Here is a 13544-nt window from a genome sequence, read left to right as displayed (position 1 = left end):
TGAGCTGCCGCTTCTTAAATTTATTCATCGATTGCTTGCACGCTCTTTTCTCTCGTCTAGGCCGGCAGTTAGCAAACCCAGCATCTGTACTGGCGTGAGATGTGAGATGTTTGTTGTCTCCAATTTACCCCTTATTCAGCCCCCGCACATGGAGGGAAGGCATTATGACTGAACCGTTAAATGAAATGCTTTCGAGAGAAATTGCAAAGCGTATTAAGAGCAAAGCTAAAACCTGCTTTGACAATGCTTGCAAGGCAGCACTAGGAACTGAGGGAGCCATCTATGTTCAAGGCTTTTTAGCGATATCTGGAGGGCCGTACAAACCGATTGAATATAGCTGGATAGAGATAGACGGGCAGATTGTCGATCCCACCTTTCCTCACCTTGGCCAAAGTGCTGAAAATGTCTATTACTTTCCCGCGCAGCGTTTGAAAGTCAAGCAACTCAAAGCAATTTTAGAAGAATCAAAAGAAGATTATCCAGAGGACGATCCACTGCCGATTCATGGAGATCCCCCTTACGAATATTATGGCGATGTCATGCTAGGGGGAAATGACTACCAAACTGCTTATAATTTAGCAGCCGCGAAGTGCACAGAATTAAATAAACCAAGAAAGCCGGAAGCGAACTGATTCAGCCGTTTAATTACAGTTCACCGTGTACTTCCCCCTCAACTTTTTGTGAATCAGCCGGTTGGGGTGGGAGTGGGGGACTGGGAAGGCTTACAACAAGAATAGGCTTTTTATAAAGGCTGCCGGCAGCGCCGAAGCAACACGCTAAAACTTTCATATTTTTGTTCTCTGTTTCCTTCTCCTTCTATCCCCCTCACCCTCTAAATTTTAATAACCGACCCTTATAACCTCATCTCCCGCTTAATCTCGATAGAAAAATTAAATAGATAGCAGATGAGAGGGTGCCGCCTTACGGAGACGTTATGCTAAAAGTAAAAGTTTTAGGGTAATTGCATCTATCTTGAGATAGCTTTGTGATTCTTGACGGCAAAAAATTATTAATATGCTGACTACCCCTGGCATTTTTGTTAAAGAGCAAATCTATGAAAGCGCCAACTCCCTTCTATATCGAGGAATTCGAGAGTCAGATAATCAACGCCTGATCCTCAAAGTTCTTAAACAAGATTACCCGACGCCGGCTCAACTCAGTCGCTATCGCACAGAGTATCACATTACTCAATCTCTGGATCTGGCCGGGGTGGTTAAGGTTTATGACTTACGGAAATATCAAAATACCCTTGTGATGTTGCTCGAAGATTTTGGCGGAAAATCTTTGAAGCATTGGCTGCAGAAATGCCGATTTCCTTTAGCAGAATTTCTCAAAGTTGCGATTACTACAGCAGACGCATTAGGTCATATTCATGCAGCGAATATTATTCATAAAGATATTAACCCTTCTAATATCGTTTTTAACAAAGAAACCAATCAATTAAAAATTATAGATTTTGGGATTTCCACCCAGTTAACGCGGGAAACACCGGCTTTAAAAAATCCTAACGTTTTAGAAGGCACTCTGGCTTATATGTCGCCGGAACAAACCGGCAGGATGAACCGCGCTTTAGATTACCGCACGGATTTTTACTCGCTCGGCATGACCTTTTACGAATTGCTGACGAATCAATTGCCTTTTGAAACGGATGATGCGATGGAATTAGTTCACTGTCATATTGCTAAAGTGCCGATGTCTCTGTCTGAGTTAAATCCAGAAATTCCCCCCATCCTCTCAGAGATCGTCATGAAACTTTTAGCAAAAACTGCTGAGGAAAGATATCAAAGTGCTTGGGGACTTAAAGCGGATTTAGAAGAATGTTTAAATCAGTTAAATTTAACGGGTAAAATAGCAAATTTTGACTTAGCCAGTGAAGACATTTCTGATAAATTTCAACTCCCGCAAAAACTTTATGGCAGAGAACGAGAAATTGCCAGCTTATTAACCGCTTTTGAGCGTGTCAGTTTAAAGCAGAGCGAACTAATGTTAATTGCCGGCTATTCTGGAATCGGTAAATCAGCCTTAGTGCAGGAACTTTATAAACCCATTACTCAAAAACGCGGCTATTTTATTTCCGGTAAATTCGATCAATATCAGCAAAATATTCCCTATAGCGCCCTTGTCAGCGCTTTCCAAGAATTAATCAAACATCTGTTAACTGAAAGTGAAGCGCAACTGAATCAATGGCGAGAGAAGTTATTAAAAAATTTGGGGATCAATGGTCAAGTTATTGCTGATGTAATCCCAGAAATAGAATTAATTATTGGAAAGCAACCTTCTGTTCCAGAACTCGGCCCTAATGAATCTCTAAATCGTTTTAATTTAGTGTTTCAAAATTTTATAAAAACTTTTACACAATCGGCGCATCCTCTAGTATTATTTATTGATGATTTGCAGTGGGCAGATGGCGCTTCATTAAAATTAATGCAGCTTTTAATGAGTGCCGGCACCCCGGGACTATTTTTAATTGGTGCCTATCGGGATAACGAAGTTTCCGCCGCACATCCCTTAATGCTCACCATCGATAAAATTGCCAAAACTGGGGCAATTGTCAATCGAATTTCCCTATCACCCTTGGACTTACCCACTATCATTCAACTAATTGCTGATCCACTCAATTGTGAAGCAAAAAGGGTCAAGCCTCTGGCTGAATTAGTGCGACTTAAAACAGGCGGCAATCCCTTCTTTATGAATGAGTTTTTGAAATCACTCTATACAGAAGGGCTGTTAGAGTTTGATGTTCAGGCACGTCAATGGCAGTGGAATTTAGAGCAAATTCAATCGCGGGGCTTTACAGATAACGTCGTCGAACTCATGTCTGACAAGATTCAAAAGCTGTCAGAGAGTACGCAAGAAATGTTAAAGCTAGCTGCCTGTATTGGTAATCAGTTTAGCTTAAAAACTCTTGCCTTGATTGGCACTAAGTCTTTGCGAGAAACTGTTGATAATTTATACCCTGCTGTTGCTGAGAATTTAGTCGTTCCTATTAGCAATATGGGAGAAATAGACTTATTCATTGATTCAACTGAATTAACCACTGAGTCATTAGCAACACTCCCATTCCACTCTCTCGAGTATAAATTTGTACACGATAGAATTCAGCAAGCTGCTTATTCGTTAATTGCCGAGCAAGATAAGCCGATTACTCATCGTCAAATCGGAGAAATTTTGCTGCAAAAAACTCCTAAAAGTCAACAAGAAGAAAAAATATTTGACATTGTTAATCAATTAAATCTTGGCGTTAAATTAATAATTCATAAGACCAAAAGAGAGGAGCTGGCAAAATTAAACTTGATTGCCGGCAAGAAAGCGAAACTATCAGCAGCGTATCAGCCGGCTTTAAATTATCTAGAAATGGGCATAAAACTATTAGCAACCAATAGCTGGCAAAAACAGTACACACTCACCCTCGCACTCCACGAAGAAGCTGCTGAAATTTACTATTTAAATTCAGACTTTTGTTTAATGGAAGAATTTGTTGAATTGGTGTTATCACAAGCCAAAACAGTGTTAGATAAAGTGAAAGTGTATGAAGTAAAAATTCTAGCAGAGACTGCTCAGAGCAAGTTTAATGAAGCTATCAATAGTGGATTAGAAGTCTTAAATTTACTGAAATTCAGGTTGCCCAAACAGCCCAAAAAGGTTGATGTTTTAAGGGGACTGCTACAGACAAAGTTAAGGATCGGGTTTAAATCGATTGCCGGCTTAGTTGACTTGCCGGTGATGACTGCTCCTTATCCAAAAGCAGCAATGCGTATCCTAACAAGAATGGCTCCCCCTAGCTTCTTTGCTGCACCGCTTTTATTTCCGATCATTATCTTTCAACAAATAAACTTATCTATCAACTGGGGAAACACGACTGATTCGGCTGTTGCTTATAGTGGCTATGGGTTAATTCTCTGTGGAGTTGTTGGAGATATTGAGTTGGGTTCTCAATTTGGTAAACTCGCCCTTAACCTGCTCTCCCGACTCGATGCAAGAGCTTTTCAACCTATGACAGAGTGTATAGTATATACCTTCATCAGACACTGGGTAGAACCGGCAAAGGAAGTATTAAATCCACTGCGAGAAGTTTACGCTCTTGCACTGCAAACAGGAGATTTACAATACGCTAGCTATACAGCTTACATCTACTGCTACTTTGGCTTTCTGAGTGGCTCGGAATTAGTGAAATTAAAGTCAGAGATGGAGATATATGCTCAGATCATCCGTCAAATCGGACAAGAAAAAAGCATTAATATGCAAGAGCTATACCATCAGGTAGTTTTAAATTTGCTAGGCGAAGCCAAAAATCCCTGTAATTTGATTGGTAAAGTATTCGACGAGCAGGTGATGCTGCCAAGACTACAAAACAGAAATGATCGTGATACAACTTGCATTTTATATTTCAGTAAATTGATGCTTTGCTTCCTGTTTGGCGAGGTAGAGCAGGCGGTAGAAAATGCTGAATTAGCTGAACAGTATCTTGATGGAATTACAGCTCTTGTCACAGTTCCTCACTTTTATTTTTATGATTCTCTGGCGCGTCTGACACTCGCAAGAAATTCTCAGCAACCAGAGCGAAATCGTCAAAGACAGAAGGTCGTTAGCAACCAGAAAAAGATGAAAAAATGGGCGCATCATGCCCCCGCTAATAACTTACACAAATATTATCTGGTAGAGGCTGAACTTTGCCGGCTTCTAGGCAAAGATGCAGTGGCTATGGATTATTACTCTCGTGCCATTGCGGGGGCAAAAAAGAATGAATATATCCATGAAGCTGCTATCGGTTACGAACTTGCTGCCAAATTTTATCTTTCCAGGGAGAAAGAATTAACTGCTAGGGCTTATATGGAGGAGGCTCGTTATTCCTACCAGCTATGGGGGGCAACCGCTAAAGTTAAGGATTTAGAAGTGCGATATGGCAAGTTCTTCACGGCAACTCAAGGGAGAAGTCAAAATACTAAAACGAACACAAAAGTAACCACAACTGGATCGAGATATAACCTAGATATCGCCACGATGATGAAAGCTTCTCAGGCAATTTCTGGAGAAATTGTCCTAGATAAGCTCCTGTCTAGTTTGATGAAAGTTTTGATAGAAAATGCGGGGGCGCAACAAGGCTATCTTATTTTAGAGGAGCAGGGAGAGCTACTGATTGAAGCAGAAGGGGCAATCGATTCTGAGCAGGTGACTGTACTTCAGTCAATGCCGATTGAGAACTTTCAGAGCGCTTCTAAAGCAATTATTAATTATGTCTGTCGGACTCAAGAAAGTGTGGTTTTGAACAATGCGGCTCGTGAGGGACAATTTACCAATGAGCCGTATATCCAGAAAAATCAGCCTAAATCGGTTTTGTGCGTGCCGCTGATTAATCAAGGAAAACTAATTAGTATTGTTTACTTAGAAAATAATCTCATAGCCGGTGCATTTACTGCCGAACGAGTAGAAGTGATAAAATTATTATCTTCTCAAGCTGCGGTTTCTCTAGAAAATGCCAAACTTTATACGAAAGTTAGGAAAAATGAGAGCCGGCTTGCTCAACTTAACTTTGATTTAGAGCAAGCTTTAGAAGCAGAATTAGAACTGTCTAGAGCAGCGAGTCGCTTTGTTCCCAATCAATTCTTATCTTTTCTTGGTTATCAAAAGTTGACGGAAGCAAAGTTAGGAGATTGTGTCCAATTAGAAATGTCGATCTTGTTTTCCGATATCCGCGATTTTACAACGATTTCGGAAGGAATCACTCCGGAGCAGAATTTTAAGTTTATTAATTCTTATCTATCTCGGATGGAACCTGCAATTGTTGAAAATAATGGGTTTATCGATAAATATATCGGGGATGCAATTATGGCATTATTTAGCGGCGAGGCAGATAATGCGGTAAAAGCCGGCATTTCGATGCTCCACCGGCTGGCTGAATACAACCAACATCGCACCAATTCTGGCTATCATCCCATTCAAATTGGCATCGGCATCAACACCGGCACCTTAATGTTAGGAACCGTTGGTGGAGAAAATCGCATGGATGGCACCGTGATTAGCGATGCGGTAAATTTAGCCTCTCGTGTAGAAGGTTTAACCAAAAATTATGGCCTGCCATTATTAATAACCCAACAAACTTATGAGCGATTGACGAAGCCGGCAGATTATGCACTTCGCACCATTGACACCGTAAATGTTAAAGGCAAATCCCAAGCCATCACAGTTTATGAAATCTTTGAAGCTGACCCACCGGCACTTAAAGCTGGTAAATTAAATACCCTACGATTATTTACAGAAGCCCTATCGCTCTACAATCTAAAACAGTTCAACAAAGCGGCGCAACTATTTGAACAGTGTCTGCGGCTCAATCCAGGCGATAAAGTCGTCTGGATTTATCGGCAACGCTGCTATGAAAATCACCGCGACAGATAGCGGTAGTTGGTAACAAATATCTTTTAGGGATTGTAAATGGTTGCTACCAACATAATTAACCAGTTGATTGTAACGTACAACGATTAGGCGATAGAAACTGTCGTAGTGAACGGAATGGGAACGCAAGTAAAGTAGAATTTTCTTTACATCCGCCCTTCGCTCACCTATTGACCCCATGTATTGCGACTACCTGGTACAAATCCTCACTGCCCGTGTCTATGATGTTGCCCAGGAATCGCCCCTGGAGTATGCCCCAAATTTATCTACACGGCTGAATAACAAACTCCTGCTGAAGCGGGAGGATATGCAGTCTGTGTTTTCCTTCAAGTTGCGGGGGGCGTATAACAAAATGGTGAATTTGTCACCGGCACAACTCGCACAGGGAGTCATTGCCGCATCCGCCGGCAACCATGCCCAAGGTGTTGCCCTCGGTGCAAACCGGCTGGGAACCCGCGCGATCATCGTCATGCCCGTAACCACACCCCAGGTGAAAGTAGATGCGGTTAAAGCCCGTGGGGGAGAGGTGGTATTGCATGGGGATACTTACGATGATGCTTACACGTTTGCACGTCAACTGGAAGCCGAAAAAGGCTTAACTTTTATTCATCCCTTTGACGATCCCCACGTTATTGCCGGCCAGGGTACAATCGGCATGGAAATTTTGCGGCAATGTCAGCAGCCGGTTCATGCGATTTTTGTGGCGATTGGCGGGGGCGGATTAATTTCTGGGATTGCAGCCTACGTCAAGCGAATCCGCCCCGACATCAAAATTATTGGCGTGGAACCTGTCGATGCCGATGCCATGTATCGATCCCTCAAAGCCGGCAAACGAGTGAGATTACCCCAGGTTGGCTTATTTGCCGATGGAGTAGCGGTACGGGAAGTTGGAGAAGAAACCTTTTGGCTGTGTCAACAGTATGTTGATGAAATCATTTTGGTCGATACGGATGCCACCTGCGCCGCGATCAAAGACGTATTTGAAGATACGCGCTCAATTTTAGAGCCGGCAGGTGCTTTAGCGATCGCCGGTGCCAAAGCATACGTTGAACGGGAGCAAATTGAAGGGCAAACTTTAATTGCTATTGCCTGCGGTGCCAACATGAACTTTGATCGCCTCCGCTTCGTAGCAGAAAGAGCAGAATTTGGCGAACGCCGCGAAGCCATTTATGCCGTCACAATTCCCGAAGAACCGGGCAGTCTTCGCAAGTTTTGTGAATGTCTTGGCAGACGCAATTTAACTGAATTTAGCTATCGCATTGCGGATGAAACAGAAGCTCATATTTTTGTCGGCGTGCAAATTCAAAACCGTGCCGATGCTGCAAAAATGGCAGAAAGTTTTGAAGCTTGCGGATTCAAAACGCTTGACTTAACGGATGACGAACTAACGAAATTGCACCTGCGTCACATGGTTGGCGGACGTTCTCGCCTTGCTCATCATGAATTACTCTACCGTTTCGAGTTCCCCGAACGTCCCGGTGCATTAATGAAATTTGTTAGTTCCATGAGTCCCGATTGGAATATTAGTATGTTCCACTATCGCAACAACGGTGCAGACTACGGGCGAATTGTTGTTGGGATGCAAGTTCCTCCTCATGAGATGCAAGAGTGGCAGGCATTTCTTGACACCCTCGGCTATCGTTATTGGGATGAAAGTCAAAATCCTGCTTACAAATTGTTTTTGGGCTAGAGTGATTTTACCGACAGCGAATCTAATTTTTTAGAATTAAGGAAGGAAAGCTAGGTTTTCACCTTTTTATGCAAACACCCCAAACCGAACAAACAGCGAAAACCTCAATGCAAAGTCTCTATGAAACTGACTTTTATGCCTGGACGCAGGAACAAGCAAAACTCCTTAAAGATCAGCAATGGAGCCGGCTCGATCTGTCTAATTTAATCGAGGAAATTGAGTCGTTGGGAAAACAACAACGCGCGGAATTGAGAAATCGCTTGAGTATTTTGATTGGGCATTTGCTTAAATGGGAATACCAAATCTCAAAACGAAGCCGCAGCTGGTTGAATACAATTCGCATCCAGCGTATGGACGTATTAGAGCTGCTTAAAGAAAATCCAAGGCTTAAACCTTATCTACAAGAAGCTCTCCAAACAGCTTACGTCAAAGGACTGGCATTAGCTTCGGGAGAAACAAACCTGCCTCTAAAAACCTTCCCGACAAATTGCCCTTATCCGTTAGAAGAAATTTTGAGTGATTGCTTTTATCCAGGCGAACCGGCGACGGATGACGTGATGGAATAATCGCTAATCCGGCTTTATGAGATTATTTCTGGCAACTGTAAGAATATAGAAAAGGCCCAAGCATCGCTGCTTGAGCCTTTCTAGATAACTATTCAGTGAATAAGATTAACAAAGCTCACACAGCGACAAGTGATTTATGATCAGCTAGGACTGAGGAGCTAAATGTGATTAATCTTAGAGCTTAGTACCGGCGAGAAAAGCTGTCGTTACGACGACCACCGCCGCCGCCACCACCTGAACCGCGATCTTCACGGGGCTTAGCCTTGTTCACTTTCATGTCACGGCCCATCCACTCAGCACCGTCAAGTGCTTCAATAGCTGCCGTTTCTTCAGCATCGCTACTCATTTCTACAAAACCAAAGCCACGGAGTCTGCCAGTTTCCCGGTCAGTAGGTAGCTGAACGCGCTTCACAGAACCGTATTCTGCAAAAACGGCGCTCAAGTCTTCTTGAGTAACTTCGTATGAAAGATTGCCTACATAAATAGACATATGTTGTCTCCAAAATCTAAGAGGTGTAGAGGGTGAGATTTCGGAGAGGAGCCTGCCAATACCAAAAGGAAAATGCCTGTCAATACTAAAAACAAACGCTGCCACCGAATTTCATTCCTATCCATTACTTTAACACAGGCTTTGAATTTTAGGAAAACACGGAGATAATCATCATATAACTTAACATGGGAGCAAGACGCTCTCAGCAATTGTTGCTGTGGCTGGTGAATATCGCAAAGCGGTTTGTGAGTTTCGTTATTTTCTCCGCAAAAAATAATTAGGGAGTTTTGAGAGCGAAAGGCAGAATGACCCTATCTAGGTTGAGGAGGGTTGCCCCAGTTTTGGGAGATTTCCAGATGTGGGGAATCTGTAGGCTTATTGGGGACTCCTTTTAATGGTTGTCAAAACGGCGTATCGGCTTGTAGATGCAGAGTTTGCCCAGATTGGGGATGTCCAAAGTTGATTTCTCTGGCGTGCAAATGTAGCCGGCTGGCAACCGCATCGCATCCATAGAGACGATCACCCAAGATAGGCATTCCCAGTCCTCGCGCATCAACCGCGTGAACCCTTAGCTGATGGGTGCGTCCCGTCACCGGCACAAACTCTACACGAGTGTAGCCACCTTCCCTCGCCATCACCTGAAACCGAGTCAGGCTAGGTTTACCATGCTCTTGATCCACTTTCTGATAGGGGCGATTTTCAGGATCTCCCCACAGTGGCAAATCAATTAAACCTTGTTCAACCGGCACCACACCCGAAAGGATTGCTTCATAAACTTTATCAACCTGCCAGTGTTGAAACTGCCGGCTTAGTTGACGATAAGTTTCTAGATCGCGTGCTAACAGAAGAATTCCAGAGGTTTCTTGATCTAGACGATGTACAGCCGCCAGTGTCATGCCATCCGGCAACAGATGACGCAGCCGACTGAGGACACTATCTTGGTTATCACGATAACGCCCAGGCACCGATAGTAATCCTGCCGGCTTGTTTACCGCAATCAGCCATTCATCTTCATAAATAATCGGGATCTCAGCAGAGGAAGCCGTGAGCCGATGAGCCGGTGATAGAGTGAATTTCTCCCTCTCTCCCACTTTCCCTAATCCCGACAACAAAAACCCCATCAATGGCTGACAGCGTTCCGCACAGGCGCCATAGTATTTTCCCTGAATTTTGTCCTGAGTGACAGATGCCGAACCCCACCAAAACTCCGCCATTGCGAGGGGTTTTAAACCTTGGGTTGCCGCATAGTGGAGTAGCTTGGGGGCGCAACAATCTCCTGTGCCGGTGGGCATTAAGCCTCCTGGCATCAATTGTTGCAACGATAAAGATTGCCCTGAAAAATTCGTCAGGCTGTAGGCAGCGTGCATCTGAGCCTGCAATTTCCGGGAAAGTGCTTTACGCTGTTGCTTCAGTTCTCTCATCCGCGTATCCGCCTGTTCAATCTGCTGCTTGAGCGGTTGTAATGCTTCATCGCGCTGGCGTTTGAGTCTTCGCCGATCAATTCCTTGCCGGCGGCTTTCTTCATCGAGTTGTTCAAGCGCATTAGTGAGTGTTTCCCCAGTCAGCGTTTCACTAAGTCTCTGCCGTTCTTCCTGCCGGCGCTCCTTACAATCTCGATGGTGATCGCTCATTTCTTGCAATTGCCGGTCAAACTCACGACATCGCATTTCGTATTGTTGCCGTTGTGGAAGTTGCTTGAGGGTAATCAGTTGCTGTTTGATCGCCTCCAATTCAGCCAATGTGCCGGCTTCTTCTAGGGCAACTTGATCGCGTCCTGGAATGGGCGGAACCCAGCCCTCCACAAGACTTTGAGCATTCAGAAGCCCGGAGAAGGCTTTTAACACCCTTTGTTCGCCTGCCGGCATTTCAACCAGCAATACTCCATACATCTTGCCCTCACCAGAGTAAGACTCATTGCCGGCAAAGGATTGCATTAAACCTCTGGAGATCGCCTCTACCACAGGAGTGCGGGGAAGTCTCAGGATCTCACCACTTTGAGGACAGCGCCCTTCATAGTAATAGTGAGGCGATAAGCCGGCAGTTGCAGCATTGCAGTCAATAAAATCTGAAAGCGGATGAAGAATTACCATACAAGGCTCGATCACAAATCTGGCTGATACCACTACCTGAGATTATTGTGTCCGAGCCTACTACTTTAAAGCATCAGATAAATCAACAAAAAAAAAACTCAGCCAACCGACTGAGTTTAGGAGACAGAGTCTACAGAGACTTCTTAAAAAAGCATTTAAAAAAGAATTTAAAGAAGAATTGACAAGAAAAGAGAAAACCTCACGTTTAGCCGGCAGATAAAGCAACTAACACCAGCAAACTGACAAACAAAGTCGCAAACCCGCCCACAAAGGCGTATTGACGCTGCTGCTCTGGGGAAGGGAACTCAGCATAGTACAGATCAGGCTCAGTGGCGTAGTTGTTGAGGATGCCATTGTCGTCGGTGGTGTACATTTGTTTGCTCCGGTTTGTTACCTTATGTAAATAAATGTAACGAAATCGTTACAAAGTGTCAACCCCCTGCCGGCTTCGTAAGATAGAAAATACTTTGGCAGGAGATTAGCCCTGCCTATCGAAGCACAATAAATGATTATCATTATTTATTTAAGTAAGATGGCATAGGCGGATAAAGTTATAAAAGTTCTGAGCGTGCCGGCTTTGGCTCTGTCTGGGTTGATTTTCAACCTAACCGTCTTGATTAAATGCCGTCACAGTAAAGTAGTTCAGCCCGTTCAATAGGGGAGTCAGACAGGGAAATTTCGGAATGGCTTTGAGTTAGCCTAATTTTCGAGTGCCGGTTTCTTTAAATCGAATCCGCGCTAGGAAACTCAAACATCAATAAAAGTTGAACACCTTCTTGAGTTCGCAGATAAATATTCAATACAGGATTCTATGAAACTTAGCAATCATGATGCAGCGCTCATTCGAGATTTAAAAAATCAGCCACTCGCTTTGATTTTGGTTTATATCGCTGCCGGTGTTGCTGGGCTGGCGCTGTCAATCTTTATAGATTTTAATTTGTCTCTCAAGCTCCTGACTGTTTTTTTATGCGGGTTGATCATTGGCATTTCCGCTGAAAAATTAGTAAGTCAGAAAATTAGAAAAATTGCTTTAAATTTAATGAAAATTAGAGAAGAATAAACAAAAAAGTCTTTTTCATTTTTAAGCCTATTGCTCAACAGTTTTAGAAAAACTGAAAGAGCGTTTTTTCTAAAGCCTGGGATTGAATGAGAAAAATAGTTCAAAAGGGAACTGCTGAAATTTATTATCACCGGCATTCCTGTCCTGAGCCGAAGTGAGAGCGAAAATATATTTACTATTTTTGGTGAATTAGATAAAATTGTCACATATTTTATCTTAAACAATTTTAAGATAGAAACAAAATAATATAGTTACGAAACCGAAGAGTAATCTGTTATCACACAGGGAAAGTTGGGTGTAGACAGCATCTAAAGGAAGTTGCAATGTGAGTTTTTCAACAGAAGATTTTGACGAACATGAATCGGCTCTAGATCCAATGAGCCGACGTTTAGTTAAAGACGATACGACAAGCACTGCCGGCCTTGATTTTGTCGATCCAGCGACGGGAAGACACTCTCTGGATATACTCTATGAACAGTTTGCCAAACCTCAACTCAGTACCGTACTCAAACCTAACGAGCCTTCAATTTATATCAGACATCTAGAAGGACAAGAAATTGCTGGAGGATACAAAATTGAAATAGTGTTTGAAGATCCCCAGACGGGTTTTTATGCTGAGGGTCGAGTTCCACTTTCTGGAACAAATCCGCCTGTTCTGGTTATCCGGGGATACGGTTCCTGGTATCCTTTCGAGGGCGTACTAGAAGATACCCCAGATGTTTTTATTGCCGGCATGGAACGGCATTTTAAATCAGCAGAAACTCAAGGAGCTGTGGATTGGCTGAAGCAACAATCTGAAGCGGGAAACCAGGCAGACGTAATCGGAGAAAGTTTAGGCGGAAAAGTCGCTCAACAAATTGCAGTGAAGTACCCGGATTGCATTCGCTCAACCGTTACGTTTAACTCCCTTGGCGTTTCTCAAAAATTAGCAGAAACATCCCAAGCAAGAAATGTCTTCCACTACTTTACTTTGGGAGAAAAGTATGCCTATTGGGCAAATCAAGGAGAGTATATACCGGGTCAATTTTTCCAAATCTCCAAAAACGGAAGAAGCTGCCGATATAAAGTAGAAGAAGCTTTAATTTGGATGGGAAGATTTAGGAGTCCGGCCAGGTTTCATCCCACAGGTCGTCGGAGAAAAATGGTTTTGATAGCTTTAGCCCAATTAATTTTATTAAATAGGCACAATGAACTCATTTTAAATAGACGAGCGCCGGTGGTCATTAAAATAGAGCGCTACCCATAAATAATCTCGTTA

10 protein-coding genes are annotated in these 13544 nt (G+C 43.2%); 6 read left to right on the top strand and 4 right to left on the bottom strand.

The features are described 5' to 3' along the window. Positions 1-164: 164 nt before the first annotated feature. Positions 165-632 (top strand): hypothetical protein, encoded by a 468-nt coding sequence (locus H6F56_RS24835; RefSeq protein ID WP_190674472.1) that lies wholly within the window; start codon positions 165-167, stop codon positions 630-632. 13 nt (positions 633-645) lie between these two features. Here H6F56_RS24835 and H6F56_RS24830 read toward each other — a convergent pair whose 3' ends face one another. Then, the gene (locus H6F56_RS24830; RefSeq protein ID WP_190674469.1) at positions 646-789 is read right to left on the bottom strand and encodes a hypothetical protein; all 144 of its coding nucleotides are present in this window, start codon (positions 787-789) and stop codon (positions 646-648) included. Positions 790-1014: 225 nt separating this feature from the next. On the opposite strand from H6F56_RS24830, the gene H6F56_RS24825 reads away from it, so the two are divergent. The 3 genes from H6F56_RS24825 to H6F56_RS24815 all read left to right on the top strand — a co-directional run bounded on the left by H6F56_RS24825 (position 1015) and on the right by H6F56_RS24815 (position 8646). Then, positions 1015-6393, top strand: coding sequence for an AAA family ATPase (locus H6F56_RS24825; protein WP_190674466.1), 5379 nt, complete (start codon positions 1015-1017; stop codon positions 6391-6393). A gap of 175 nt (positions 6394-6568) precedes the next feature. Next, a complete protein-coding gene (gene ilvA / locus H6F56_RS24820) occupies positions 6569-8080 on the top strand; it encodes a threonine ammonia-lyase, biosynthetic (protein WP_190674464.1) in 1512 nt (503 codons plus the stop codon). A 68-nt stretch (positions 8081-8148) separates the two neighbouring features. Further along, positions 8149-8646: a DUF29 domain-containing protein gene (locus H6F56_RS24815; RefSeq protein WP_190674462.1), complete on the top strand. Its 498-nt coding sequence runs from the start codon at positions 8149-8151 to the stop codon at positions 8644-8646. Positions 8647-8827: 181 nt separating this feature from the next. Here H6F56_RS24815 and H6F56_RS24810 read toward each other — a convergent pair whose 3' ends face one another. From H6F56_RS24810 to psb34, 3 genes are all read right to left on the bottom strand, one after another. Further along, on the bottom strand, positions 8828-9136 hold the full coding sequence (locus H6F56_RS24810) for an RNA recognition motif domain-containing protein (RefSeq protein ID WP_190674457.1): 309 nt from the start codon (positions 9134-9136) through the stop codon (positions 8828-8830). Between the two features lie 401 nt (positions 9137-9537). Beyond that, on the bottom strand, positions 9538-10227 hold the full coding sequence (locus tag H6F56_RS27405; RefSeq protein ID WP_416361011.1) for an RluA family pseudouridine synthase: 690 nt from the start codon (positions 10225-10227) through the stop codon (positions 9538-9540). A gap of 1204 nt (positions 10228-11431) precedes the next feature. Beyond that, positions 11432-11599 carry a photosystem II assembly protein Psb34 gene (gene psb34 / locus H6F56_RS24800; RefSeq protein ID WP_190674454.1) on the bottom strand — a complete coding sequence of 56 codons (168 nt, stop codon included), beginning with the start codon at positions 11597-11599 and terminating at the stop codon, positions 11432-11434. Between the two features lie 438 nt (positions 11600-12037). Here psb34 and H6F56_RS24795 point away from each other — a divergent pair, with 438 nt between their 5' ends. Next, positions 12038-12286, top strand: coding sequence for a hypothetical protein (locus H6F56_RS24795; protein ID WP_190674452.1), 249 nt, complete (start codon positions 12038-12040; stop codon positions 12284-12286). Positions 12287-12611: 325 nt separating this feature from the next. Beyond that, complete coding sequence (locus tag H6F56_RS24790) at positions 12612-13532, top strand: alpha/beta hydrolase (protein ID WP_309236629.1); 921 nt, start codon at positions 12612-12614, stop codon at positions 13530-13532. Positions 13533-13544: the final 12 nt, after the last annotated feature.

This window comes from Microcoleus sp. FACHB-672, from assembly GCF_014695725.1.
In the GTDB taxonomy this organism is placed as follows: Bacteria; Cyanobacteriota; Cyanobacteriia; order Cyanobacteriales; family Oscillatoriaceae; genus FACHB-68.
The sequence above is the reverse complement of the archived record's forward strand: the minus strand, read 5'-3'. Positions and strand labels throughout refer to the sequence as shown.